Origin of the sequence: Cohnella sp. SGD-V74 (assembly GCF_003001675.1) — a bacterium.
Lineage (GTDB): Bacteria > Bacillota > Bacilli > Paenibacillales > Paenibacillaceae > Cohnella.
The window spans coordinates 376,065-402,317 of sequence record NZ_PVYW01000003.1; the positions used below are offsets into that span (position 1 = coordinate 376,065).

Below are 26,253 nucleotides of genomic sequence, written 5' to 3' on the forward strand. Positions count from 1 at the left end.
AGCCAGTATTTTACAAATACTATATGCTATTGTAACACAGGAAAACGGGTTATGCGCTTAAAAATTTCTCAAAAATTATCGTCGTTTTGCAATATTTTTTCGATCGCGACATTCGACCGCTCTACTGAATGTATGCTTAGGTTCGCCCAGACGTGAATCATTCCGCAACCGGCCCTCGTCAAGGTTCGCTCGGCGGAGGGGGCTCAATTTGTTCATCGTGTATCGCGCATTTATTATCGGAGTTTCCGTATTCGAATTTAATAATGGATCTAAAATAGACATAAAACGGATTCAAAAGAATTGAAACCGCTTCAAAATAAAATGAAAGCGCTTATTGACAAAATGTAAACGAATACATATAATAAAAGTACAGTATGGTTTCTCTCCACTCCTATCCAATCCTTTGCACTCTGTGCAGCCACCCTTCGGGGTGGATTTTTTTTGCCCGCAGCCCCCCATAAGCACGTCGCACGGCACTATTGCCGTCGCCCTTCGCAATCAGCTCACCATTGGCACGCCGCACGGTACTATTGCCGTCGTCCTCCACCATCAGCTCATCTTTGGCACGCCGCACGGTACTATTGCCGTCGTCCTCCACCATCAGCTCACCATTGGCACGCCGCACGGTACTATTGCCGTCGTCCTCCACCATCAGCTCATCATTGGCACGCCGCACGGTACTATTGCCGTCTTCCCTCGCAATCAGTTCTCGGTAACGCCACGCGACACTATTTTCCGCAAGTCTCCCGCGCACTCGAAATAAATCCGCCACACCCTCTATTTTCCCGACACAGCACAAAAAAGAAGCACGCCCCCTGCAACGAAGAACAAAGCTCGCGCTTCGCTCCCCGCAGCAGGGCGACATGCCCCCGGAACGCATATGATCACATATGGACTTCGTAATTCAGCGCTTTGAGCAAAGCCGTCGCCCGGTCCAGGTCCTCCGCCTGCTTAAACGACAGGCGCAAAATGCCGGGAACGTCTTCCCTGCTCTCGATAATCTGCAGGTTGCTCAGGTTGATCTTCGCCTGGCCGAGCTCGGTCGCAATTTTGCCGATGATGCCCGGATGGTCCGGCACGTTGTCGACATAGCATTCGAACAGCGACGTGATCATGCCCTTGCGCCGCTCCGGCAGCTGACGGCGGAATTCCCCGGCCGTATGGAACCGCTCCGCAATGCCGTCCCCGTCCTCTTGCTCCAGCAGAGAAGCGAAGCGATCCATCTCGCCCTGCCAGTCGCGCACGAGCTTCAGCATGACGTCGCGGTTGCTCAGCAGAATGTCCCGCCAGATGACCGGATCGCTTGAGGCGATGCGCGTAATGTCGCGGAACCCTCCCGCCGCAAGCCGCATGTACAGCTCGTTGGACTCGTTGTAGCCGGCAATCTGATTCACGAGAGCGACGGCGATCATGTGCGGTAAATGGCTGATCGCGCCGACGATGTCGTCGTGCTGCACCGCGTCCGTCTTAACGATGTGCGCGCGCGTATGCTTCAGCAGCCGCTCCAGCTTGCCCACGTGTTCGGGAGGCGTATTCGCCGTCGGAGTGAGCACATAGTAGGCATTCTCCAGCAAATACAGGCTGGCCGCTTCGACGCCGGAGCGCTCCGAGCCGGCCATCGGATGCCCGCCGATGAAGACCGCTCCCCGCAGGCTCAGCTTGTCTGCATGTCGCACAACAGACGCCTTCGTGCTTCCTACGTCGGAGATAATACAGCCGCGTTTGAGCGGCAGCTTCGAAAGCTCGTTCACGTATTCCTCCAGGCGACCGACCGGTACGCACAGAAAAATGAAGTCCGCATCCTTCGCCGCCTCCTCCAGAGAGGTCGTCGCCGAGTCCACAACGCCGAGCGCCACGTATTTCTCGGTCGAAGCCGGATTGATCGAATGGCCCACGACGTGCACGCCGGGCTTGCCCTTGAAACACAACGCCAGCGAGCCGCCGATCAGTCCGACGCCGAATACGGCGACGCGAATCGGATTCGCCTCGTCGAAATCTATAAAGTCCGTAAAGTCGCTAAACTCTCCGCTCATGCCGTCACACCTTTACCGCGATTTCTTGCAGCACCGCGGTCAGCGCGGCGATGACTTTCTCGTTCTGCTCCTGGTTGCCGACCGTAATCCGGATGCTTGTCGGGTAGCGATGATGCCCCGCGCGCACGATGATCCCTTTGCGCAGCAGCGCGTCGAACACTTCCTGGCCCGGCCTTTGCACGTCGACCATAATGAAGTTTCCGTAAGCCGGGAACGCCTTTAAGCCCAGTTCCTGGAATTTCCGATTAAAAAACGCAAGCCCCTTCTTGTTCTCCTCGCGGCAGAAAGCGATGAACTCCCCGTCCTGCAAGGAAGCGAGCGCCGCCGCCTGGCCGATGCGGGACGTGTTGAACGGCTCGCGCACCTGGTTGATGCTGCGGATCACGTCGGCGCGGCCGATGCCGTAACCGATGCGCAGGGAAGCAAGCCCGTAGATTTTCGAGAACGTTCTGAGCAAAATCAGGTTCGGGTACTTTTGCAGCAGCTTGAGTCCGTCCGGGAAAGACGGATCGTCGATGTACTCGCAGTAAGCTTCATCGAGCACGACCAGCACATGGCTCGGAACCTTGGACAGGAACCACTCGACCTCGTCCGCCGTATTGATCGTACCCGTCGGATTGTTCGGGTTGCAGATCCAGACGACTTTCGTTTTCTCGTTCACACGCTCCAGCATCGAATACAGGTCGTGCGTCCCTTCCTTAAGCGGCACCTCGATCGACTTGGCGTTCTCGATCGTCACGTTGTGCTTGTACTGAGGGAACGTCTGATCGGCCATCACCGTCTCGTCGCCCGGAAGCAGAAACGCGCGGCAAATCATCAATATGACTTCATCGGAGCCCGCTCCGAAAATAATCTGATCCGGGTTGACGCCATGGTGCTTGGCCAGGGCGTTCGTCAGTTCGACGGCGGCGCCGTCCGGGTAGATGCTGATGTTGTCGAGCTCGCGCACGATCGCGTCCTTCGCCTTCGGCGAGCAGCCGAACGGATTTTCGTTGGACGCCAGCTTGATCACTTCGGTCAAGCCCAGCTCTCTCTTTACGTCTTCTACCGGTTTGCCCGGCTGGTAGACCGGCAAGTGGACGATATTCGGTTTCGGTTGCATCTTTGTCCCTCCTGAGATACGGCAAACGGAGCGCTGCATGCTCCGCCGCGGCGGGGCACCAGTCGCTCCGTAAGATTATAGTGATTCTATTGTGACACACCAACGCGGTGCTGTACAGGTGCTGTTTGCGCTTTTTCCCCAAAAAATGAACGGAATCAGACCGCAGCGCGCGGCTTCAGCCCGGCGATAAAATCACGCACGGCTTGAAGGCCCCGCTCCCGATCGGACGATTGTCCGGAAGTCAGCAGCGGCAAAGCTTCCTCCACCTGGCGCACGATGGCGCTGCCGACGATAACGCCGTCGCACAAGCCTGCGAAGCGCTCCGCGTGCTCCCGCGACGAGATGCCGAAGCCGACGCAGATCGGCACGCTGGAAGCCCGGCGAACCGAATCCAGGAACGCGTCGATGCCTTCGTGGAACGAAGAGCGTACGCCAGTCACGCCGAGCGAGGAGACGCAGTAGACGAATCCTTGCGCGCGGGCGGCGATCCGCTCGACCCGGGCCTCGGAAGTCGGAGCGACGAGCGGAATCAGATGGATGCCGCTTGCCTCGGCCAAGGCGCGAACTTCGGAGTCTTCCTCAAGCGGCAAATCCGGAATGATCATGCCGCTGAAGCCATGCTCCTTGAGCAGATCGAAGTAGCGTTCAAGCCCGAGCTGCAGTACCGGATTAAAATAAGTAAATAAAATGAAGGGCATTGTCACCCCGCGCTCCCGGGCTTTGGAAGCGACGGCCATGCAGTCGAGCAGCCCGATCCGGTTGCGCAGCGCGCGCTCGGACGCGCGCTGGATGACCGGACCGTCCGCCAGAGGGTCCGAATACGGAACGCCCAGCTCAACCATATGCGCTCCCGCTTCCTCGGCCGCCTGCACGAGCGCGACGGACGTGTCCAAGTCGGGGTCCCCCATCGTAATGAACGGAATGAGAGCCGTCTCTCCGCTTGCTTTCAGCTTCGCAAAGACGGCGTCGATCGCATTCGTCGCGCTCATAACGGCTGTCCCTCCTCTTTCGCCAAGTAAGACATGATCGATTCCACGTCTTTGTCGCCGCGGCCCGACAGGCTGACGACGATGATTTCGTCCTTGCTCATCTTCGGCGCGATCTTCAGCACCTGCGCGATCGCGTGCGCCGACTCCAGCGCCGGAATAATGCCTTCCAAGCGGGACAGCGTCGTCAGCGCGTCGAGCGCTTCCTGGTCCGTAATCGGCACGTACTCCGCGCGCTCGGTGTCTTTCAGGTACGCATGCTCCGGACCGATGCCCGGATAGTCCAGCCCCGCGGAGATCGAGTGCGCCGGCAGCACCTGCCCGCCCTCGTCCTGCAGCACGTAGCTCATCGAGCCTTGGAATACGCCCGGACGGCCTTTGGTCATCGTCGCCGCATGCTCTTCGGTATCGACGCCGCGGCCGGCCGCTTCCACGCCGAGAAGACGAACGCTTGTATCTTCGATGAAGGGGTGGAACATGCCGATCGCGTTGCTGCCGCCTCCGACCGCCGCGACGACGACGTCGGGCAGACGGCCTTCCGCTTCCAGAATCTGCTCCCGCGACTCCAGGCCGATAATGCGCTGGAAGTCGCGAACCATCATCGGATAAGGATGCGGCCCGGTTACCGAGCCGAGAATATAATAAGTGTCGTCGACGTGGCTGACCCAATAGCGCAGCGTTTCGTTGCAGGCGTCCTTGAGCGTGCGGGTTCCGGACGTGACCGGGACAACCTCGGAGCCGAGCAGCTTCATGCGGAACACGTTAAGCTGCTGACGCTTCGTATCCTCCTCGCCCATGAACACCTTGCACTCGAGTCCCATCAGGGCGGCTACCGTCGCCGTGGCGACGCCGTGCTGGCCCGCGCCCGTCTCGGCGATGACCTTTTTCTTCCCCATCCGCTTCGCCAGCACCGCTTGACCGATCGTGTTGTTGATCTTGTGGGCGCCGGTATGGTTCAAATCCTCGCGCTTGAGATAGATTTTCGCGCCGCCGAGCTGCTCGGACAATCTCTCCGCGTAATACAGCGGCGTCGGTCTGCCGGAATATTGCTTCAGCAAATAGCGGACCTCTTCCAGAAACTCCGGGTCGTCCTTATATTTACGGTACGCGTCCTCCAGCTCGATCAAGGCGTTCATTAACGTTTCGGGAACGTATTTTCCGCCGAACGGACCGAAGCGTCCGTGCTGATCCGGTACTTGACTCATGCGTTGTTCACCCTTTCTACGAATGCGGCGATTTTGCCGTTGTCTTTCGCCCCGTCGGTCTCCACGCCGCTGGAGATGTCGACGCCTTCTGGCCGGTAGGCCGAGACGAGCTTGTCCGCGTTGTCCGGGGACAGCCCCCCCGCGACGAACAGCCTGAGTCCGCTGCTAACCGCCGCCCGCTGATATGCCGGAATGACGTCCCAGCGGAACGTCTGGCCCGTTCCTCCGCCCGCCGTATCCAGCAGCACGGTAGACACCGCTCCCGCGTAAGCCTGCAAGCGCGCCGCTCCGGCGGTGGAATCGTCCTCGTCCTTCACGGGCAAAGCCCGCCATACATCGACGTTCAGCCGCTCGCGGACTTGCCGCGCGAACTCCGGCGTCTCTTCGCCGTGCAGCTGTACGACGTCGAGCGGAACGACGCTCAGCGTCTGCTCCAACTGCTCCAGCGTCGGATTGACGAACACGCCGACCGTCAGCGGCGGCTTGCCTGCCGCCATCGCAACGCTGCGCGCCGCCGCTTGAAGCTGCGCGGCCCGCTCCGGCGTCACCTGCCTGCGGCTCTTCGCGAACACGAAGCCGATATAGTCGACCCGCAGCCCCGCCATTCCTTGCAATGTCGTTTCCTGTTTAATGCCGCATATTTTCACGAGCGCAGGCTTCCCCATCGGAGCCCGGCCATCCGTCACATCCGTCATCTTGCAGCGCCTTCTCTCTTCGCGGAACCGAGCAGCTCGTTCACCGCGTCCTCGACGCTCGGCTGGCGCATGAAGTGCTCGCCGATCAGAACCGCCTGCGCGCCCGCCTTGCGGACGTAGGCGACGTCGTCCGTCGTCGCGATTGCGCTCTCGCTCACCGCGACGACGCCGGACGGCATGAGGCCGATCAACTGCTCGGTTACGCTCAGGTCCGTGACGAACGTTTTCAAGTCGCGGTTGTTGACGCCGATCAGCGTCGCTTGTCCGAACTCCAGCACCGTCTCGAGCTCCGGACGGTTATGCACCTCGACAAGCACGTCAAGGCCGAGGTCGCGGCCGAGCTTATGGAAATCTGCCAGCTGCTTCGGCGTCAAGATCGCCGCGATCAGCAGGATCGCATCCGCGCCGATCAGTCTCGCTTCGTAAATCTGGCGTTCGTCGATCGTGAAATCTTTGCGCAGCAAAGGAACTTTAACCTGTTTGCGGATTTCCGTCAAGTAATCGTTGCTGCCCTGAAAATAATCGACGTCCGTCAGAACGGAAATGCAATCCGTTCCGGCCTGCTCGTAAGCCTGCGCCAGGCTGACGGGATGGAAGTCCGGACGGATCAATCCTTTGGACGGGCTCGCCTTCTTCACTTCCGCGATCAGCCCTACCGGCCGGTTGCGGCCGACCAGCGCCCGCTCGAAGCCCCGGCAGGCCGGCAGTTCGGCAATCCGCTTCTCCGCATCGGAGAGCGACAGCGTTTGTTTAAGCGACTCTACCTCTTGTAGCTTGGTAGCGACGATGCGATCAAGAAACATGGCTCAGCTCTCCTGTCGTAACAATCCATTGCTGTAACTTATCCGCGGCATGGCCCGAGGCGATCGTCTCCGCCGCCAGAGTTACCCCGTCTTTAAGCGAATCCGCACGTCCGGCGACGTAGATGCACGCTCCGGCGTTCGCCAGCACGATGTCGCGGTATGCGCTTTTCTCTCCGCCGAGCACGCGGCGGATAATATGTGCGTTCTCTGCCGCGTTGCCGCCTTGCACGGCTTTCAGGGAGACGGTCGCCAGGCCGAGCTCCTCCGGCGTAATGTCGTACGTGACGACTTCACCGTCCCGCAGTTCCGACACCTGGGTCGGGGCCGAAATGCTGATCTCGTCCAACCCGTCGTGGCTGCCGACGACCATCGCGCGATTCAGGCCGAGTCTGGACAGCACTTCCGCGACAGTCGAAGTGCGGGAACGGTCGTACAGGCCGATCATCTGGCGATCCGCTCTCGCCGGATTGGCCAGCGGTCCGAGCATATTGAAAATGGTGCGTACTCCCAGCTCTTTGCGAGGAGCCGCGGCGTACTTCAGAGCCGGATGGTAAAGCTGCGCGAACATGAAGCAGATGCCCGTCTGCTCCAGACATTCGGCGGCTTGCTCCGCCGTCAGGTTGATGTTGACGCCGAGCGCTTCCAGCACGTCCGCGCTGCCTGCCTTGCCGGACATCGCGCGGTTGCCGTGTTTGGCGACTCTCACTCCGGCCGCCGAAGCGATAATCGCCGACGCCGTCGAAATGTTGAACTTGTGGACGCCGGAGCCTCCCGTGCCGCATGTGTCCAGCAAGTCGCTGTTCTGCGTCGCGACCCGGTTGGAGAGTGCCCTCATCGCTTCCGCGAAGCCGAGAATTTCGTCCGTCGTCTCGCCCTTCATGCGAAGCGCGATGACCGTTCCGCCAATCTGCGCCGGAGTCGCCTCTCCTCTCATGATCGTCGTCATGACGCCGAATGCTTCATCCCTCGTCAGGTCGTCCCCGCTCATCAGCTTGGAGAGCGCCTGCGGCAGGCTAATCGCGATCGTCTCGCTCATGTTTACCGAATCCCCCTCTTGATTAATCGTAATCCAGATTCGTGCGCCGGTCTCCCGCCAGGACGGTCGAGAACTCGCTCGCGCTGCGCCTCGCTGCACCGACTGGCGGGAACGCCGCTTCCGCCGCGCGGATCGCCTTCAGCATCCCCTTGGCTTTGTTCTGCGTCTCCAGGTACTCGTTCTCCGGAACGGAATCCCAGACGATGCCGGCCCCTGCCTGCACGTAAGCTTTGCCATGCTTGAAAATGATCGTGCGGATCGTGATGCACGTATTCAAGTTGCCCGAAAATCCGAGATAACCGATCGCACCCGCGTACGCGCCGCGCGCTTCGTTTTCCAGCTCCGCGATAATCTCCATCGCCCGCAGCTTCGGCGCTCCGGAGACGGTTCCCGCAGGCAAGCAGGACAGGAAGGCGTCGTAGAAATCTTTGTCCGGTCGCAGCTCGCCCGTCACGTTCGAGACGATGTGCATGACGTGTGAGTAACGCTCGATCTCCATGTAGCTGTCGCATTTGACCGTGCCGAACGTGGACACCCGGCCGAGGTCGTTGCGGCCCAGATCGACGAGCATGACGTGCTCGGCGCGTTCTTTTTCATCCGCCAACAGTTCGCGTTCGAGCTGCAAATCCTCCTCAGGCGTTCTGCCTCTTGGCCGAGTGCCGGCGATCGGGCGTGTCTCCACTTTGCCGTTGTCGACTTTGACGAGCAGCTCCGGAGACGTTCCGACGATGACCTCCTCGTCCAGCTTCAGCACATACATGTACGGCGACGGGTTCATCGTTCTGAGCACGCGGTAGACGTGGAGGGGGTCGACCTCCGTCTCGATGTGGAATCGCTGCGAGAGCACCACTTGGAAAATGTCCCCGGCCCGAATGTACTCCTTAGCCTCGTTGACGTTGTCGATGAATTGCTGCTTCGTCAGGTTGGAGGCCACTTCTCCGAGATCGGGGTCCTGAGGCGGCGTGCTTCTCGACGGCTGCACCGGAATCGGCTGCTGGATTCGGCGAATCGTATCGTCGATGGCGTTCAGCGTCTCCAGATAAGACGATTCGATCGCCGCGTCGCTCGCTCCCTCCGGGATATGGACGTTGCCGATGACGAGCACATGCTGCTTGAAGTGGTCGAACACGATGACGAGATCGCAAAACATAAACTGCATGTCGTCCATGTTCAAGTCGTCTTTCTTATGCGGCGGCAGCTTGCGTTCATAATACTGCAGCAAGTCGTAGCCGAAAAATCCGATCGCCCCGCCCGTAAACGGAGGAAGCTCGGGCAGCGCCGGGCTGCGATAGGAGCGGAGCTTCTCTCTGAGCAGCTGCAGCGGCTCCGTCGTCGTATGCGACTCGACTTTGCCTTTTTCCTCCAACGTCAGCGCGTTATGCTTGAGCTTGAGCACAAGAAACGGATCCGTGCCGATATAGGAATATCTGGCCCATTTGACGCCGCCCTCCACGCTCTCCAGCAGAAACGCCCGTTTGTCCCTGCTCAGATGCTGGAACACCCGAATCGGCGTCTCCGTGTCGGCCAGCAGCTTGCGCACGACCGGAATGACGTTGTAGCGTCCTGCCATTGCTTTGATTTCCTGTAACTCCCGCTGATCCATCCTGATCTCTCCCCCGTCGGCCCGGGCCGCGCCCGCTTCGCCAAAAATCAAAAAAGCATCTCTGCATGCGCAGAGATGCGTTCATAGACAAGATTAGGTTGACCGACTCCCGCTATGCGCAAGGCAAATCCATGCTGCACGCCGGTACGGCAACTCCGCTCATCTGATCTCAACTCTGCTGGGCTCGCATCCGCGTAAGTTGTCGTCCCTATGGCCGACCGTTCCGCTCTGCGTAATATGCTACTTACTATACCATCCGCGACTCGGGGCGTCAATGTCGAATTTCGCAGCGTTGAGCGGTGTGGAGGGGAGCAAGCGTTGAGCGGTGTGGAGGAGGAGCAAGCGTTGAGCGGTGTGAAAAGAGAGCAGCAAAGAATATCGTGCGGAAGCACGAACGCAGTCGGGCTAGGTCCCCTGCACTCTAGCCCGACCTTGTCGGCTTGCAGGCACCTTCAGCGCGACTTCGCTGCTCTAACCCGACCCGGTCGGCTTGCGGGCACCTTCAGCGCGACTTTGCCGCTCTAGCCCGACCTGGTCGGCTTGCAGGCACCTCCGGCGCGGCTTTGCCGCTCTAGCCCGACCTGGTCGGCTTGCAGGCACCTTCGGCGCAAATTTGCCGCTCTTGCCCGACCTCGTCGGCTTACAGGCACCTCCGGCGCAAATTTGCCGCTCTAACCCGATCTGGTCGGCTTGCAGCCACCTTCGGCGCAAATTTGCCGCTCTTGCCCGACCTCGTCGGCTTACAGGCACCTCCGGCGCAAATTTGCCGCTCTAACCCGACCTGGTCGGCTTACAGGCACCTCCGGCGCAAATTTGCCGCTCTAACCCGACCTGGTCGGCTTACAGGCACCTTCGGTGCAAATTTGCTGCTCTAACCCGACCTAGTCGGCTTGCGAGCACCTTCGGCGCGACTTTGCCGCTCTAGCCCGACCTCGTCGGCTTGCAGGCACCTTCGGCGCGGCTTTGCCGCTCTTGCCCGACCTGGTCCGCTTGCAGCCACCTTCGGCGCAAATTTGCCGCTCTAACCCGACCTGGTCGGCTTGCAGGCACCTCCGGCGCAAATTTGCCGCTCTTGCCCGATCTGGTCGGCTTGCAGCCACCTTCGGCGCAAATTTGCCGCTCTTGCCCGATCTGGTCGGCTTGCGAGCACCTTCGGCGCGACTTTGCCGCTCTAGCCCGACCTCGTCGGCTTGCAGGCACCTTCGGCGCGGCTTTGCCGCTCTTGCCCGACCTGGTCCGCTTGCAGCCACCTTCGGCGCAAATTTGCCGCTCTTGCCCGACCTGATCGGCTTGCAGGCACCTTCGGCGCAGCTTTGCCGCTCTAACCCGACCTGGTCGGCTTGCAGGCACCTTCGGCGCAGCTTTGCCGCTCTAACCCGACCCCGTCGGCTTGCAGGCACCTTCGGCGCAGCTTTGCCGCTCTAGCCCGATCTGATCGGCTTGCAGCCACTCAACTAGATTTCGCCCCTTCCATCATCCCCACTTTCCTCCCTATGCACCACTTTTGCAGTAGCGGCATCCTGTTCCATACTTCTTGCCGAATACCAGATCGTCGAGCTGGCCTTCTCTTCAAGAACATAATAATAGTTTCTAGTTCGATTCAAATGCATCGGTCTGATCAACCTCTTCTTCAACAAAGAGCGGATTACTTTTCTACAAAAGTCTTCTCCCTTATTCGTACAAGCTTGAACATCCCGAATGCTAAACGGCTGACCTAGCCATAAAGCATATCTGACCACTTCGCGCTCGTACAATGTTAATTGTTCTTTAGAAAAATGGTCGGCTGGACTGCTAAAACTCCCGTAGATTTCGTAGAGCGCTCTCCGACAAATCTCCGGTCTCTTATCCATCTCATCGTAAGTAAATGGCGTATAATGAATCCCATAGGCCAACATTGAACGAATTCTATTTCTTTCGAAATCGAAGCGGGGACGAGTCACCCTCTCCGCGTGGACTACGAATCCTTCACTTTCCAAACCTAACCGGAATTTTTCGTCAAAAGCATCGATGTAGGCTTTAGCGCCAGTTAAAGTAACAATTTCTTTCTCCAATATTATACCTTCGAACGTTTTTCTAACCGGCCAAACGATCTCAACCATCAACTTGCGCTCTCCTTCACCCTGCTTCTGAAGCTGCTCCAACCTCATACCGGTTGCTTGCTTGATCTGCGTTTCCAACAGATTTCGATACTCAAGCTCTGCCATAGAATTAACAGACATCCCTGCTCACTCCTTATTCGGAAAATAAAAAAACGCCGTCCTCTCCCAAGAGAGAAACGGCGTGTGCTTCACGCATGTGCTCAATACCATTATTCCAGGTTATCCAATATTTTTCAAGCAATAGTTTGCAATTAACAATGAGCAATGTAGAGCCTGATGCTTTCTCCTGCAGCCCTCAAACCCGACTCAGTCCGGTTACAGCAACTCTACCTGCTCATACGTTGCTCCAACCCGACTCAGCACGGTTACAGCTACTCTGCCTGCTCAGACGCTGCTCCAACCCGACTCAGCACGGTTACAGCAACTCTACCGACTCAGCCAGCAGCTCCAACCCGACTCAGCACGGTTACAGCAACTCCACCGGCTCATACGTTGCTCCAACCCGACTCAGCGCGGTTACAGCTACTCTACCTGCTCATACGTTGCTCCAACCCGACTCAGCACGGTTACAGCTACTCTACCCGCTCATACGCTACTCCAACCCGACTCAGCACGGTTACAGCGACTCTACCGACTCAGCCAGCAGCTCCAACCCGACTCAGCGCGGTACAGCACATCCAGCGATCCCATCGCTGCCGGCGCAGTTCCCTACTTCGCCGCCAAATCCGGGCGAAGAACTTGCGCGCGATTCAGGTAGACGTGGCGGATGTCCTTCTGGGCGACGTCGGTGTTGACGAGCACCATCAGGCGGATGCACTTCTCCAGGCTGCCCTTGACCGGCACCTCGAGCGAGCACATGAGCGGCACGAGCTCCCACCCCGCCATCTGGCGAATCGCTCTCGCCGGGAACGTCGCGTCCAAATCCTGCGTGACGGTGACGAACACGCTGGCGATTTCCTCCGGCTCGAATTGATTGACTTCGACGATTCCGTTCAACAGCTCGACGGTCGCGTCCAAAATAAGCTGCTCCTCGTTATGCTCGACGGTGATGGCCCCGCGAATTCCCCTAACGCTCATGATCGTCTATTTCCCCTCTCTTAATCCGTTCACGATGTCCGTTACCCATGCGGAAGGAACGTCGCGGCGAATTTCCACGCTTCCGATGGCCGTAGGCACGACGAACACCATATTGCCTTCGGAAAATTTCTTGTCATGCAGCATCGCGCCCATGATCGCGTCGGTCGGGCAGCTGTCCGGAATGCGGACGGGAAGCCCGAATTTGCGGAAAATGCGCTCGGTCGTCTCCTCGATATCCGCGGAGTAGCCGAAGCGCCCCGCCAGCCTGGCCGAGCCGACCATGCCGATCGCGATCGCTTCGCCGTGCAGCAGTTCCCCGTAACCCGCGACCGCTTCCAGCGCATGGCCGATCGTGTGACCGAGGTTCAGAATGGCGCGCAAGTCGTTCTCCCGCTCGTCGCGCGAGACGACGATCGACTTCACCTTGCAGCCTTCGTACAGCGCGTAGCCTAGCGCATCGGGCTCCAGCGCCAGCAGCCGATCCGCGTTGTCGTCGCACCATGCGACGAAGTCCGCGTTCCAGATCAGCCCGTGCTTGATCACTTCGGACAAGCCGGCGCGCACTTCCCGAATCGGCAGGCTCGCCAGCGTATCCAGATCGTACAGCACGAATTCCGGCTGATGGAAGGCGCCGATAATGTTTTTCGCCAGCCGATGGTTAACCGCCACTTTGCCGCCGACGCTGCTGTCGTGCGCCAAGATCGTCGTCGGAATTTGCACGAACTTCACGCCGCGCATGTAGGAAGCCGCGACGAAGCCCGCCAAGTCGCCCACGACGCCGCCGCCAAGCGCGATGACCGTCGATTTGCGGTCCAATCCCGCCTGAAGCGCCTTCTCTACGAGAAGATCCAGCATCTCCAGAGACTTGGAAGATTCCCCGGACGGCACGACGGCGCGAACGACCGTATAGCCGCTCGCGCGCAGGCTCTCTTCGACCGCCGCCGCGTACAAGCCTTCGACAGCGCTGTCGGTGACGAGCAGAATCGGAGATTTCACAGGAAATCCCCGCTCGGCGAATTTCCGTCCCAATTCCGCGATCAATCCCGTGCCGATATAGATCGGATAGGAACGTTCCCCGAGATCTACCGTGAGTTCTCTCGTTCCGCCCGCCATTAGTAAGCCTCTACCTGTTTCAAGTAGTTGTCGAGATTCGCCTGGATTTCTTCGATCGAATCGCCGCCGAACTTCTCCAGGAACGCCTTGGCGACTTCCCAGGCGACGACGTGCTCCATGACGACGCTCGCCGCGGGAACGGCGCAAGCATCGGAACGCTCGACTTGTGCGGTGAACGCTTCCTTCGTATCGATGTCGACGCTCGCCAGCGGCTTGTACAGCGTCGGAATCGGCTTCATGACGCCGCGCACGACGATCGGCTCACCGGTCGTCATGCCGCCTTCGAATCCTCCGGCGCGGTTCGAGCCTCTGTAGAAGCCCTGCTCTTCCGAGTACAGAATCTCGTCATGCACCTGCGAGCCCGGAATACGGGCCGCTTCGAAGCCGATGCCGACTTCGACGCCTTTGAAGGCGTTGATCGAGACGACGGCTTGCGCGATGCGGCCGTCCAGCTTGCGGTCCCATTGAACGTGGCTGCCGAGACCGACGGGAAGCCCGCTGACGATGCACTCGACGACGCCGCCGATCGTATCGCCGTCCTTCTTCATCTGGTCGATCAGCTCGATCATTTTCTGCTCGGCGTCTTTGTCCGCGACCCGAACCGGCGATTCTTCCGTCACCGCGATCAACTCGTCGATCGGCAGATTCGGAGCGGCCGCTTCGATTCCGCCGATGGAGACGACATGCCCGGCTACCTTGATGCCGAATTGGCCGAGCAATTGGCGCGCGATCGCGCCTACGGCGACGCGGGCCGCCGTCTCACGCGCGCTGGAGCGCTCCAGCACGTTGCGCAAGTCGCGCAAATTATACTTCAAGCCTCCGTTCAAGTCGGCATGTCCCGGACGGGGACGGAAAACGCGGCGCTTCGTCTCGTCGCCGCCTTCGATCGGCTCGACGTTCATGACGGAGGTCCAATGTTTCCAGTCTTTATTTTCCACGATGACCGCCACCGGCGCTCCGGTCGTGCGGCCGTGCCTGACTCCGCCCACGATCTGAGCCGTATCGGTCTCGATCTGCATGCGGCGGCCGCGCCCGTGTCCTTTCTGACGGCGCTGCAATTGAAAATTCAACTGTTCGAAATCCAGCTCCAGGTTGCTTGGCAATCCTTCGATAATTGCGGTAAGCTGCGGGCCATGCGTCTCTCCCGCGGTCAAATAACGTAAACTCAACTCCGGTTCCTCCCTTTATCCACGCAAGCCGTGCCTATCTTTGATCATTATAGTACAGCGTTAAAGCGTTTGACAAGAAAAGAGCCCGTCACGTTCGGACGGACTGCTTCTTGCCGGCTTTCGTTCTCGGCGTTCCCGGGTCCCTCAAATGTCCGAGAAGCTCCACGTTATCCAGGCCCAATATTTGCGCGCATTCCTGTACGGATATCAATCCTCGCCGATAAGCCGCGATCACTTTGCGTTTGTCCATAGACACCCTCCGCGTTGGCCCGATTAGCCTTATTATCGGTTGGGAGCCTAGTTAACATACGTTAATTCACGCGTCTGTAGAAAAAAGTGTCCGCCGTCTCCAGCCCGTACTGGCCGGGCGAGAAAATCTGCTCTGTGCTGCCGACGAACAGCAGTCCGCCGGGCTTGAGCGCCTGCGCGAATTTGCCGTACAGGATGTGCTTGGCGTCCTCGGTAAAGTAGATCATAACGTTCCGGCAGACGATCAGGTCGAAGTGGCTCCCGAACGAATCGAGCAGCAGATTCTGCTTCTGAAACTTGATCGCCTTCTTCAGCCGGCCGTCGATACGGAAAGCGCCGTCCTCCGGAACGAAGTACTTCGACTTGAAGTCGGATGGCACATCCCGCAGCGAGCGCTCCAAGTAGATGCCTTCCCTGGCTTTCGCCAGCACGCCGTCGTCGATGTCGGTGGCGAGCACCGACGTTCTGTCGAGGGCCCCCAGCGAATCCATAATCATCGCCAGCGTATACGGTTCTTCCCCCGTCGAGCAAGCGGCGCTCCAGATGCTCAGCCGCGAGGACTGATTCAGCATCTGCGGCAGAAACTTCTCCCGAAGCACCTGCCACCGGTTCGGATTGCGCCAAAACTCGGAAACGTTGATCGTCATCCTGTCCAGAAATTCGTTGCGCAGCCTTGCTTCCGCAGTCAATGCCGCGAAATACTCATCGAACGTGCGAAATCCGTGTTTCATTCGCAGCGTCGTCAGCCGTCTTCGCATCTGATTTTCCTTGTACTGGGACAGATCTATCGAGGTCAATCTCTTGATATTCACGACAAACCGCGTAAAATCCTCATCCTCGGAAAAGCCCGAGCCCGCGCTCGGAATGGAACGAATGTCTCCCATGACGTTCTGTTCTCTCCCTTATATCCACACCTGAATGGCCTTATCGTAGGACACCAGTTCGTCTTCCGAGAAGAAAATAGCGATCTCCCGCTCGGCATTCGCCAGGGAGTCCGCGCCATGAATCAAATTGAAATTCGTATGTATCGCATAATCGCTGCGAATCGTGCCCGGAGCGGCTTCCAGCGCGTTCGTCTTGCCGATGAGCGCGCGGCACAGCGCAACCGCCTGGTCCCCTTCCCACACCATCGCGAACACCGGTCCAGACGTAATAAACTGGAGCAGCTTCTCGTAGAAATCTTTGCCCTTATGTTCCGCGTAATGGCGTTCGGCGCGCTCGACGGACACTTGCATCAGCTTCGCTCCGACCAGCTTCAACCCTTTGCGCTCGAACCGGCCGACGATCTCTCCGATCAGTCCCCGCTGGACGCCGTCGGGCTTTACCATCAAGTATGTTCTCTCCATGTTTCTCCCCCTTTCCAGAATCAACCTGCTTGCTTGTTCTCTATTTTACCATAAAAAACGCCCGTTCATAACTTCTAGTAGCTTCGTTTCGCCACAAAACGCGCAATATCCGTCAAATTCCGCTTCGCCGGAATGTCCGGCAGCGAATCGAGCGCCTGCAGCGCCTTGGCGATATAGCGGTCCGCCATCCGTTCCGCTTCCTTGATCCCTTTGCTCGAGCGTACGAGCTTCACCGCCGCGGTCGAATCCGAGCGCCCGTCGGCGACCTTGATCGCTTCGATCTCCCCGAGCAGACGATCGCGAATCGCGTCCTCCTGCAAGGCGTACAGCACCGGCAGCGTAATGTTCCCCTGGCGCAGATCGCTGCCCGGCGGCTTGCCGATCGCTTTCTCGGTTCCGCACAGGTCGAGCAGGTCGTCCATGATCTGAAAATTCATCCCCAGATTGTAGCCGAACCGGTACAGCGCGTTGCTGACTTTGGCCGGAGCTCCGGTCGCGATCGCGCCCAGCTGACAGCTGATCGCGATGAGGAGCGCCGTTTTCCGCCGGATTCTTCGCAAGTAATTGCGCACGCTCTGATCGACGTTGAAAAAATCGCGAATCTGCTCCATCTCTCCGATGCACACTTGCACGATCGTACCGGACAAAATTTGGTGAATGCGCGGCTTGTCCAGCTCGGTGACGACCGTCAGCGCCTTGGCGTAGATGTAATCCCCGGTAAACATGGCGATCCGGTTGTCCCACTTGGATTTGACCGTAAGCTGACCCCGACGGGTGTCCGCATCGTCGATGACGTCGTCGTGAACGAGCGTAGCCATATGGATCAGTTCGAGCGGCACCGCGACTTTCTTAAGCGTCTCGAGCGAATAGTCGCCGAATTTGCCCGCCAGCAGCACGAGCACGGGACGGATTCTTTTGCCGCCCGCCTTCAACAAATGAAGGGACGTCTCGCTCAAGATCGGCAGATCCGAGGTGACGGTAAGCGCCATCTGATCCTCGATCGCCTGCAATTCCGATTTCAACGATGCGTAGAGCTGCATTAATTTCATAAGTTCACCTGCGGTTGGATAGGTTATCTAGAAGATAGGGCAGCGGCAATTCCGCGATATCGGGCTCGCCTTCCATCAATCCGAGTTCCTTGGCGTATTGAAAATAAAGCTTGAGTCCCGACTTCTGCGCCTCGCCGAAATCGTGGCACAGATTGCCGAAGTAGCCGTTCCAGTACTCGACCGTTCCCCCGATCTGGCTGAGCGCCTTGTTCACGATCGGTTCGACGTTCCCGTAGGACTTGCTCTTGCTCGCAATCAAACCTTCATAGATTTCGCGGATCGCTTCGGGATAACGATGCGCCGTTTCCTTATGCACCGCCCAGAGCGCGTACGTCATCCATTGGCCGGTCCAGACGTTCCACACTTCCCCGAGATCCAGCACCCGGTAGCCGTGATCCTTCCAGGAAGCCCGGATGGCATGGTCTCCGATGAGCAGCGCGGCGTCCGCGTTCTCCAGCATCTGTTCCAGCGCCGGCTCGGCATCCTCGTAGGTCGGTTTGCCTCCGTAAAATTTCTCCATGATGATTTTCAGCAGATTGACCGACGTGGCCGAAGCGGTCGTTAACGCGATTTTGCCGTGCAGCACTTGCTCCAGCGGCGATTTGAGAAACAGCAGAATCGACTGCACTCTGCCGAACGCGCTGACCGACAGGTTGGGCAGCAGGTAATAGGAATCGGCGGAAATTCCGTATGCGTAAGAGGAGATCGCCGCCATATCGATATCGCCCGCTCTCAGCTTGCGGTTCAGCGCCGCGGGCAGTTCCGAATGGATCTCCGTCGGAAACCGCAGCTGCGCCGGGTCGAAATGATGAAACACCGGCCAAGCGTTCGTATAAGAGATGCGGCCGAGGCGAATCGGCCGCGAGTTCGTTTTATTCATTCGGGTCGCCCCATCTTCGATATAAGTTATGTTCGATGCCCATGCCGTCCATCGTCTTGCCGACGATGAAGTCGACGACGTCGTCCAGCGTCTGCGGTCCGTTGTAAAAAGCGGGCATCGCCGGAATAATCCGCACGCCGAGCCTCGACAGCTTGAGCATGTTTTCCAGGTGAATGGCGCTCAGCGGCGTCTCCCGAGGCACCAGAAGCAGCGGACGCCCTTCCTTCAGCATGACGTCGGCCGCTCGCGTCAACAAGTTCGTGGACGCGCCGCTCGCGATCGCGGACAGCGATCCCATCGAGCACGGCACGATCGCCATCCCTTCGCAGCGGAACGAACCGCTGGCGATGCTCGCCCCGATGTCGCCGAGCGGATGATACGTCATTCGTCCTTCCGCCGGCGCGGAATCAAACGCTTTATTCATACATTCTAACCGATTCGTGACGTTCCAACCTAGTTCTTCTTTCAGAACGCGCCATCCTGCTTCGGATACGACCAGATGCAGATGAAAACCGGCATTTAACAATTGCCGGCACAAAGTCACTCCATATATCGCCCCGCTGGCTCCGGTAATCCCGACAACCCACCTTTTGGCTGAACCGCTGTTGCCGCCGCTTACCACGATCGAACCACCACCAGGTCGATGAACGTAAAGACGAAAATAACGGCGCTTAGAATGCCATTCATCGTGAAGAAGGCCGCGTTCAGCTTGCTCAGATCGTTAGGCTTGACGAGCCTGTGCTCGTACAGCAGCAGCGCGGCGGCCACGATCATTCCGGCAAAATACCACCAGCTCAAATCCGTCAGCACGAGCAGCAAGGCGAACCCGGCGGCCGTGAGCGCATGGAAGCTGCGGGCGATTCCGAGCGCCTTGGCGATGCCGAAGCGGGCCGGAATCGAGTGCAGCCCTTCCTTGCGGTCGAATTCCACGTCCTGGCAGGCGTAGATCACGTCGAAGCCCGCCGTCCACAGCGCGACAGTCACGTACAGGACGATCGCTTCCCAAGTGATGCCGCCCGTCACCGCCACCCAGCCTCCGAGAGGCGCAAGCCCGATTGTCAGGCCCAGAACGAGATGGCAGGTCCAAGTGAACCTTTTCGTATAGGAATAGAACACAAGAAAGAACACGGCCAGCGGCAGCAGCTTGACGGCGAGGCTGTTTAATTGGGCGGACGCCCAGAACAGCAGCACGAACGATATGATCACGTACAGTATAACGTCCTTGGATTGCAGCAGCCCTGCCGGAATGGCCCGATTGGCCGTTCTCGGATTGCGGGCGTCGATCGCCTTGTCGATCAGCCTGTTCAACCCCATCGCCGCCGTGCGAGCCCCGATCATCGCCAGCAAGATCCAGCCGCATTCGCTCCATTCCGGCAGCCGCTTCTCCACCGTCACCGCCCCGAGAATGGCCCCTACGTAAGCGAAAGGAAGCGCGAACAGCGTATGTTCGAACTTGATCATTTCCAGAAAAACGCGCACCTTGGCGATCATACGATTTCATTCCCTTTCGTTCCCATATGCAGCGCGGCTACGCCTCCGAAAAACGGATAAGCCTTCACGTTGCGCATGCCGATTTCGCGGAACAGCTCGGCGAGAGCCTGAAGATCGGGAAAAGTCGCGAGCGATTCCGGAAGCCACCGGTATTGCTCGTAGCTTTTGACGAACCATTTTCCGAATAAGGGCATTACTTTCTCGAAATAAAAATAATAAATGCTCTTGAACGGCTGCCAGGTCGGCTTGGACATGTCCAAACAAACGATCTTGCCTCCGGGCTTGACGACGCGCTTCATTTCCTTCAGCGTCTTGACGACGTCCGGAACGTTGCGCAAGCCGAAGCCGATCGTCACGAAATCGAAGGAATTGTCTTCGAACGGCAGCTCCATCGCATTCCCTTGAACGAGCGTAATCTGTTGTCCATAGCCCAGCTTGTCCACCTTCGCCTGGCCGATGTCCAGCATGTTGCGGCTGAAGTCCAGCCCGACCGTCTTGCCGCCCTGGCTCTCCTTGGCCAGCGCGATCGTCCAATCGCACGTGCCGCAGCACAAATCCAAGGAAGATTGCCCCGGCTGAATGTCCATCTTGCGCATCGTAAACCGGCGCCAAGCTTTATGCCTTCTGAAGCTGATGATGTCATTCATCAAGTCGTATTTGGGAGCGATGCGCTCGAACACCTCGTGCACGTGCCGCTCTTTGGATTTCGCGTCCATCATTGTGTCTATCCCAGCTCCTTCAATGCGGTTGCCCTCTGCTGTCCGGTCGCGGCCAGGAATGGCTCGAGCAGCGGCTGCAGCTCCTTCGTCAATTTGTCCGACTGAAGCCGCTGAATGAGCGACTGCAATTGGGCGGTGGATTGCCGCAGCAGCGCGCCCAGCTTCTCGGCCACGTCGTATTTGTGAAGCAGCGTCTTGATCAGCCCGGCGTCTTCCTTGTCGTCGGCCAGCAAACGCCGATCCTCTTCCGAGCCTTCCTGCAAAATGTGCCAGACGCCCCAGCTGCCCGGCAGCGAAGACGTTCTCTCCACTTTGCCGAGCTCCTGCAGCAGCAGCTCGCAGCGGCTGAACCGGTTGACGATGTCCGGCCACAGCTTGGCATGCACTCCGTTCATAACGGCGGTAAAAGAAAGGAAAAGCCCTGACTTCAATTCGGCGCCGATATGGAGATATTCCTCCGCGTTCATTTTCATCTGTTTCGCTTTGCCGTAGAAGCTCATCTTGAGCCGGTTAATGTCGCAGACCGCTTCGCTCAGACGGCGAATCGTCTCGATCTGTCCGGCTTGCGACAGCAGGTGGTAAAAGCGGCTGCTGAAATAGTCGCCGGCGAGCACGCGCAGCTGCTGAGTCCGCATTCCCTGCGTCCCGACCGCGGCGGCCCCGGTCGCGTTCTCAACCATGTCGTGGGTATCCAGACCCATCTGCACGAGCGACGTGACGACCGACAGCAAATCCTTCTGCGAAGCCGCGAGCGGCTGATGGCTTAACACGGTGTATAGCAAAGAAATCCTGCCATTCGGAAAGTCAGGCAATTCCGTATGCAGGCTAATCATATCGTGGTTCATGTACTTGCCGGCCAATTGGTCAATACGTGATCTGCTCATTGCTTCCGCCTCCGAACTAGCTGCCAGGACACCGTTAACGACGTTTATCCTAACTAGTATAACATATCCTAGAAAAGCTCGCATAAGCCAAGGACTTTGTTCATGAATTTGCAAAATTTTCGAACCGGCCCTTGCCGGCCGCCGTAACCGTCCAACGAACGTTGGCGGAACGCCATGCGAGCTCCGCGTCCGGCTTCTCGGCCGCTAGCCTCAGCTTATCCAGTTCGTCTTCCGTCCAATCGGATTTTCGGGTTTCCGCCGCGAGCAGCAGCACCTTCCGCTCTCCGCGCGCTTCGAACACCCGCACGAGCACCTGCTTGACGTTGCGCATGTCCGAATACGCGAAATCCAGCAGCAGCGCGATATCGCGGCGGAGAACGCCCGGCTCGCGGTCCAGCAGATCGACCGCCAATATTCCATGATCCCAGCCGACCCGGATCGGCCGATTGCCGAGCTTAATCGCCGACAGCGCGTCCACGAGCCGATCGTCCGTCAGCCGTTTGGTCGTCTCGGGTTCGAAGACGGATACCGTCGAGAGGCGTTGGTTCAGGCTCCGCTCGGCTGCCGGAAGCTGACCGAGCAGCAGCACGACGGCGAATCCCGTCAACGCAAGCGCGACCCACGAGAGATAGCGGCGGATAGGCATAGCGATTACCCCCTTATGCGAGCGTTCCGAGAGTCCGCATTGGACTGTCGGAACGACCTCTTCCTGCGAGAGGCTCCTCCATACCCATTGTACATATAAAAAGGGCAGGCTATGCCTGCGCCCCGCCACCGCTTATTCAGGCATCCGTCTCCACGGTTCCGTGCTTCGTCAGGATCGTCGCCTTGCCCCTGATCTTCATCGCGGAAGTATGGTCGGTGAACTGGACGATCAGCACCTCTCCCTTGTCCAGCTTCTCCGTATGGTGAAACTTCGTATCCTGTCCTCTCGTCAGCCCGATGACCTGCACGCCGCTGTCCTTGGCCTTAATGACGATGTATTCCTGTTCCGTATCCATGTTCGCAGCCTCCTTATGGTTTCATGATGAAGGAAAAGACGGAGCAATGTCAAACAAAAACTGCCTTCCCCCGGAACGCTCGGGCAGAAAGCAGTGTGTCGTTATGTCATGGTCGGAACGGAGAGATTCGAACTCTCGACCTCACCCACCCCAAGGGTGCGCGCTACCAGGCTGCGCCACGTCCCGTTCTTATGTATGGTGCGATTGCGGCACGGAGGCCGTTCGCTTACAGCCTAGCTTGGAGCCTGGTCGTTCTGACGGACAGAATGTCGACGACCTTATCCTGCTCCTCTTGTTTCTCCCTCACCGCTCTAACTTCTCCCTCGAGCTTGGCAAGCCTGATGTCGATTCCGTCGATTTTGGCGATGAGCAGTTCCTGACCGGCCTTCAGAGCTTTAAGAATTTCCATTGCTTCTTCGTTCACGGATACTGCCCCCTTAGTTACGCCGGCAACGCGACAAGCTTGAATAAAAAAAGACTACTCCTCCCGGCTGCGGATGAAGAATCGTCTCTTCGGCAAGATGTTAGCGTTCTGGAGAAAACCTGGTCGGAACGGAGAGATTCGAACTCTCGACCTCACCCACCCCAAGGGTGCGCGCTACCAGGCTGCGCCACGTCCCGTTCTAGCAATCTTGCGACACAAAAGGAATTATAGCACAGGGCAATCGAGCCGCGCAATAAGAAAACGAAGACTATCTCCCGGAGCTTCCCGAAGGAAAGTCGCGAAAGATAGTCTCGGCGTTCTTATGGGCATATGAATGCCTCATCGGAAGGTCTGCGAGCCGCGAAGCTCTTACTTGATTCCATCTTTAAGGGCTTTGCCCGGCTTGAATGCGGGGATCTTCCCGGCCGGAATCTCGATTTCCACTCCGGTTTGCGGGTTACGGCCCTTGCGGGCGGAACGTTCGCGAACTTCGAAGTTGCCAAATCCGACGAGTTGGACTTTGTCTCCGCTTTGCAGCGCTTCGGAAATGACGTCGAACACGGCGTCTACCGCTTGCGTCGCGTCTTTCTTGGACAGGTCGGCCAATTCCGCCACTTTGGCAATCAATTCGGTTTTATTCAATGCATTCACCTCCCCGATTAGATACGATGGCATGTTATCTGTTTATCCGTTTCATCAGAAATTATACACTCCGCTATCGCGAAGTTTCAAGCGCGGCGCGTATTTCGGCCGCTTATCGGCCTGCTTTTCGACGATTGAGGTGGATGAAGGTGACGGCAAGCGCCAGGACGAGAACCGCCCCTTTGATGATGTCGTTCGTATAGTACTGCACGTTCATCATCGTCAAGCCGTTGACGAGAACCCCCATCAGCACCGCCCCGAAGAACGTTCCGACGATGTTCGGACGCCCTGCCGCGAACACCGAGTAGCCGACGAATACGGCGGCCACCGACTCCATCAGCATCGGAGCGCCGGCATCGATCTGACCGGAGCCGATCCGCGAAGCGAACAGGATGCCGCCGATCGCCGCGAAGACGCCCGAGGCGACGTAGGCCAGGGCGCGGACGCGCTTGACCTTCAGGCCGGAGAGGCGCGCCGCCTCCTCGTTGCCGCCGGTGATGATCATTTGCCGTCCCCAGCGCGTGTACTTGAAGAAGACGTGCGCGCCGATAACGGCAAGAAGCATCAGGATGACCGGGAACGGAACGCCCAGCAGCTTGCCTTGGCCGATCCACAGGAACGACTTGTCCATGACGCCGGGAGCGGTCGAGCCGTCCGGCAGCGGCATGTTGCTGTAGATCGAATACCCTTTCGTGTACGTCTTGTGAATGCCGTTGACGATGTACATGACCGCCAGCGTCGCCAGCAGATCCGGAATGCGGATCTTGACGATAAGCAAGGCGTTCAGCAGGCCGACGAGCGCGCCGACGAGCAGCGGAACGACCAGCACGACGACGAGCGGCATCTCATACCAGACCATCATCGTGGCCGTAATGACGGTCGACAGCGAGACGGTGGCCCCGACCGACAGGTCGAAGCCGTCGACGGTCAGAGAGATCGTCACCCCGATCGCCACGAACGTCACGATCGAGATCGAGCGCAAAATGTCGGTAATGTTGCTGTACGTGAAGAAATATTCGTTCGTCAACGAGAAAAACAGAATGACCAGTCCGATGAAAATAAGCGCGCCGTATTTGAACGTAAACGGCAGCAGGCGATTTTTCACGCTAATTCCTCCCGTCCCGCACTCGCATAGTACAAGAGATCTTCTTGCGTAGCTTCGCCGCGGTTGAATGATTTTACGATCGCCCCGTCGCACATGACGAGAATCCGGTCCGCCAGGCCGAGCGCTTCGGCGAATTCGCAAGTCAAGTACAGAATGCCCTTGCCTTCTTGCGCGAGCTTCCCGATAATCCGGAAAATATCGCTCTTGGCTCCGACGTCGACGCCTTTGGTCGGCTCGTCGAACAGATAGACGTCGGCCTCCGTTCCGATCCACTTGCCGATCGCGACCTTCTGCTGGTTGCCGCCGCTCAAGAAAGCCGTTATTTGCGAGACCGAAGGCGTCTTGATGCCCAGATCGGCAATCTGCTTGTCCGCATAGCCGCGCTCGGACTTCCGGGACAAGAAGCCGAGCCTGCTGATCGACTTGAGCAGCGGTACGCTCAAATTGTGCAGGACGGACTCGCGAACGAGAATGCCTTCCTTGCGCCGCTCCTCGGGCACGAGCGCGATGCCGGACCGGACCGCCTCCGCTGGCGAACGCAGATCGGCCGGCTTGCCGCCTACGGTCACGGCGCCCTTATCGGCTTGATCGGCGCCGAACAGGACGCGAGACAATTCCGTCTTCCCGGCCCCGACAAGGCCGACGACGGCTACGATTTCCCCGCGCCTTACGTCGAGGTCGACTCCTCGCACCCTGCGCCCCGATTTGAGTCCCCTCACCTGCAGCACCGGCTCTCCGAGCTTCGTCTCCAGCTTCGGATACTCTTCCTCGAAGCTTCTGCCGAGCATCGCCCTGACGACGCCTGCAGCGTCGATATTTTCCCTGTCTTCGGTCAGCACGCGTTCCCCGTCCCTCATGACGGTTATGCGATCGCAAATCCGGAACACTTCCGGCAACCGGTGCGAGATGAAAATAACGCCGATGCCCGCGGTTTTCAGACCTTGCATGATCCCGAACAGCTTCTCCGCCTCCTCGAGGCTGAGCGGCGCGGTCGGCTCGTCCAGGATGACGAATTTGGCGTTCTCGGCGAACAGCCTTGCGATCAGCACAAGCTGCTTCTCCGACAAAGTCAAATCGCGCACGAGCGTCCGCGGCGACAGCGTCAGCCCGACGCGCTCGAGCACCTTGCCCGCTTCCTCGTGAAGTTTGCCCCAGCGAAGCCAAGCTTCCGCGCCCGACGTTGCCAACCGGTCGAGAAAGATGTTCTCGGACACGCTGAGATGGGCGACCAGCGAAGTGTCAACCTCTTGATAAACGCAGTGGATGCCGGCCTTCTTCGATTCGGCGGGAGACCGGAATACGTGCGCGCCTCCTGCGACCTCGATCGCACCCTCGTCGGTCTCGTAAGCTCCCGACAATATTTTCATCAATGTGCTCTTGCCCGCGCCGTTGGCGCCCAGCAAAGCGTGAATCTCTCCGCCGCGAACGTTGAAGTCCACGTTCTTGAGCGCCTGAACGCCCGCGAACGACTTCGAGATGTTTTTCATGTTCAGCACGGAAGCTTGTTCGACCGCCGCCATCGGAACCCTGCCCCTTTCCCGA

General features: G+C 58.5%; 28 protein-coding genes and 2 tRNA genes. All 30 read right to left on the reverse strand.

What is annotated here, in order from left to right; genetic code table 11:
- Nucleotides 1-391: 391 nt before the first annotated feature.
- The gene (locus tag B0G52_RS06600; RefSeq protein ID WP_143762530.1) at nt 392-772 is read right to left on the reverse strand and encodes a hypothetical protein; all 381 of its coding nucleotides are present in this window, start codon (nt 770-772) and stop codon (nt 392-394) included.
- A 112-nt stretch (nt 773-884) separates the two neighbouring features.
- On the reverse strand, nt 885-2,033 hold the full coding sequence (locus B0G52_RS06605; RefSeq protein WP_094042735.1) for a prephenate dehydrogenase: 1,149 nt from the start codon (nt 2,031-2,033) through the stop codon (nt 885-887).
- Between the two features lie 4 nt (nt 2,034-2,037).
- Nucleotides 2,038-3,135: a histidinol-phosphate transaminase gene (hisC, locus tag B0G52_RS06610; RefSeq protein WP_094042736.1), complete on the reverse strand. Its 1,098-nt coding sequence runs from the start codon at nt 3,133-3,135 to the stop codon at nt 2,038-2,040.
- A gap of 155 nt (nt 3,136-3,290) precedes the next feature.
- Complete coding sequence (gene trpA / locus B0G52_RS06615; protein ID WP_094042737.1) at nt 3,291-4,124, reverse strand: tryptophan synthase subunit alpha; 834 nt, start codon at nt 4,122-4,124, stop codon at nt 3,291-3,293.
- Nucleotides 4,121-5,326 carry a tryptophan synthase subunit beta gene (trpB, locus tag B0G52_RS06620; protein ID WP_094042738.1) on the reverse strand — a complete coding sequence of 402 codons (1,206 nt, stop codon included), beginning with the start codon at nt 5,324-5,326 and terminating at the stop codon, nt 4,121-4,123. Before trpB ends, trpA begins: the two co-directional genes overlap by 4 nt.
- Entirely contained in the window at nt 5,323-6,021 is a 699-nt protein-coding gene (locus B0G52_RS06625; RefSeq protein WP_233162424.1) for a phosphoribosylanthranilate isomerase, read from the reverse strand. Before B0G52_RS06625 ends, trpB begins: the two co-directional genes overlap by 4 nt.
- Nucleotides 6,018-6,824, reverse strand: a complete 807-nt coding sequence (gene trpC, locus B0G52_RS06630; protein WP_094042739.1) for an indole-3-glycerol phosphate synthase TrpC — start codon at nt 6,822-6,824, stop codon at nt 6,018-6,020. The genes B0G52_RS06625 and trpC overlap by 4 nt, the downstream gene beginning before the upstream one ends.
- The gene (gene trpD / locus B0G52_RS06635; protein WP_094042740.1) at nt 6,814-7,860 is read right to left on the reverse strand and encodes an anthranilate phosphoribosyltransferase; all 1,047 of its coding nucleotides are present in this window, start codon (nt 7,858-7,860) and stop codon (nt 6,814-6,816) included. The genes trpC and trpD overlap by 11 nt, the downstream gene beginning before the upstream one ends.
- A 22-nt stretch (nt 7,861-7,882) precedes the next feature.
- Nucleotides 7,883-9,463 (reverse strand): anthranilate synthase component I, encoded by a 1,581-nt coding sequence (trpE, locus tag B0G52_RS06640; protein ID WP_094042877.1) that lies wholly within the window; start codon nt 9,461-9,463, stop codon nt 7,883-7,885.
- Nucleotides 9,464-10,917: 1,454 nt separating this feature from the next.
- Complete coding sequence (locus tag B0G52_RS06645) at nt 10,918-11,682, reverse strand: hypothetical protein (protein ID WP_094042741.1); 765 nt, start codon at nt 11,680-11,682, stop codon at nt 10,918-10,920.
- A 588-nt stretch (nt 11,683-12,270) separates the two neighbouring features.
- On the reverse strand, nt 12,271-12,639 hold the full coding sequence (gene aroH, locus B0G52_RS06650; protein WP_094042742.1) for a chorismate mutase: 369 nt from the start codon (nt 12,637-12,639) through the stop codon (nt 12,271-12,273).
- A 6-nt stretch (nt 12,640-12,645) separates the two neighbouring features.
- Nucleotides 12,646-13,752: a 3-dehydroquinate synthase gene (gene aroB, locus B0G52_RS06655; protein ID WP_094042743.1), complete on the reverse strand. Its 1,107-nt coding sequence runs from the start codon at nt 13,750-13,752 to the stop codon at nt 12,646-12,648.
- Nucleotides 13,752-14,921, reverse strand: a complete 1,170-nt coding sequence (gene aroC / locus B0G52_RS06660; RefSeq protein WP_094042744.1) for a chorismate synthase — start codon at nt 14,919-14,921, stop codon at nt 13,752-13,754. Before aroC ends, aroB begins: the two co-directional genes overlap by 1 nt.
- 88 nt (nt 14,922-15,009) lie before the next feature.
- Complete coding sequence (locus B0G52_RS35890) at nt 15,010-15,171, reverse strand: hypothetical protein (protein WP_198960605.1); 162 nt, start codon at nt 15,169-15,171, stop codon at nt 15,010-15,012.
- A 61-nt stretch (nt 15,172-15,232) separates the two neighbouring features.
- Entirely contained in the window at nt 15,233-16,054 is an 822-nt protein-coding gene (locus B0G52_RS06665; protein WP_094042745.1) for a CheR family methyltransferase, read from the reverse strand.
- An 18-nt stretch (nt 16,055-16,072) separates the two neighbouring features.
- Nucleotides 16,073-16,516 (reverse strand): nucleoside-diphosphate kinase, encoded by a 444-nt coding sequence (gene ndk / locus B0G52_RS06670; protein ID WP_094042746.1) that lies wholly within the window; start codon nt 16,514-16,516, stop codon nt 16,073-16,075.
- Between the two features lie 74 nt (nt 16,517-16,590).
- Nucleotides 16,591-17,565, reverse strand: coding sequence for a heptaprenyl diphosphate synthase component II (hepT, locus tag B0G52_RS06675; protein WP_094042747.1), 975 nt, complete (start codon nt 17,563-17,565; stop codon nt 16,591-16,593).
- A gap of 4 nt (nt 17,566-17,569) precedes the next feature.
- Nucleotides 17,570-18,445: a menaquinone biosynthetic enzyme MqnA/MqnD family protein gene (locus B0G52_RS06680; RefSeq protein ID WP_094042748.1), complete on the reverse strand. Its 876-nt coding sequence runs from the start codon at nt 18,443-18,445 to the stop codon at nt 17,570-17,572.
- Nucleotides 18,438-19,067 carry a UbiX family flavin prenyltransferase gene (locus tag B0G52_RS06685; protein ID WP_094042749.1) on the reverse strand — a complete coding sequence of 210 codons (630 nt, stop codon included), beginning with the start codon at nt 19,065-19,067 and terminating at the stop codon, nt 18,438-18,440. The genes B0G52_RS06680 and B0G52_RS06685 overlap by 8 nt, the downstream gene beginning before the upstream one ends.
- Nucleotides 19,061-19,936, reverse strand: a complete 876-nt coding sequence (locus B0G52_RS06690) for a UbiA-like polyprenyltransferase (protein ID WP_094042750.1) — start codon at nt 19,934-19,936, stop codon at nt 19,061-19,063. The genes B0G52_RS06685 and B0G52_RS06690 overlap by 7 nt, the downstream gene beginning before the upstream one ends.
- Nucleotides 19,933-20,652, reverse strand: coding sequence for a demethylmenaquinone methyltransferase (locus tag B0G52_RS06695; protein WP_094042878.1), 720 nt, complete (start codon nt 20,650-20,652; stop codon nt 19,933-19,935). Before B0G52_RS06695 ends, B0G52_RS06690 begins: the two co-directional genes overlap by 4 nt.
- An 8-nt stretch (nt 20,653-20,660) precedes the next feature.
- Nucleotides 20,661-21,539 carry a heptaprenyl diphosphate synthase component 1 gene (locus tag B0G52_RS06700; RefSeq protein WP_158223612.1) on the reverse strand — a complete coding sequence of 293 codons (879 nt, stop codon included), beginning with the start codon at nt 21,537-21,539 and terminating at the stop codon, nt 20,661-20,663.
- 100 nt (nt 21,540-21,639) lie between these two features.
- A complete protein-coding gene (locus tag B0G52_RS06705; protein WP_094042752.1) occupies nt 21,640-22,185 on the reverse strand; it encodes a hypothetical protein in 546 nt (181 codons plus the stop codon).
- Between the two features lie 136 nt (nt 22,186-22,321).
- A complete protein-coding gene (mtrB, locus tag B0G52_RS06710; protein WP_094042753.1) occupies nt 22,322-22,540 on the reverse strand; it encodes a trp RNA-binding attenuation protein MtrB in 219 nt (72 codons plus the stop codon).
- A gap of 109 nt (nt 22,541-22,649) precedes the next feature.
- A tRNA-Pro gene (locus B0G52_RS06715) sits at nt 22,650-22,726 on the reverse strand.
- 40 nt (nt 22,727-22,766) lie between these two features.
- Nucleotides 22,767-22,964 (reverse strand): hypothetical protein, encoded by a 198-nt coding sequence (locus B0G52_RS06720; protein WP_094042754.1) that lies wholly within the window; start codon nt 22,962-22,964, stop codon nt 22,767-22,769.
- Between the two features lie 120 nt (nt 22,965-23,084).
- Nucleotides 23,085-23,161: transfer RNA gene (locus B0G52_RS06725), tRNA-Pro, on the reverse strand.
- Between the two features lie 172 nt (nt 23,162-23,333).
- Nucleotides 23,334-23,606 (reverse strand): HU family DNA-binding protein, encoded by a 273-nt coding sequence (locus tag B0G52_RS06730; protein WP_094042755.1) that lies wholly within the window; start codon nt 23,604-23,606, stop codon nt 23,334-23,336.
- Nucleotides 23,607-23,718: 112 nt separating this feature from the next.
- The gene (locus B0G52_RS06735) at nt 23,719-24,711 is read right to left on the reverse strand and encodes an ABC transporter permease (protein WP_094042756.1); all 993 of its coding nucleotides are present in this window, start codon (nt 24,709-24,711) and stop codon (nt 23,719-23,721) included.
- Entirely contained in the window at nt 24,708-26,231 is a 1,524-nt protein-coding gene (locus tag B0G52_RS06740; protein ID WP_233162426.1) for a sugar ABC transporter ATP-binding protein, read from the reverse strand. Before B0G52_RS06740 ends, B0G52_RS06735 begins: the two co-directional genes overlap by 4 nt.
- Nucleotides 26,232-26,253: the final 22 nt, after the last annotated feature.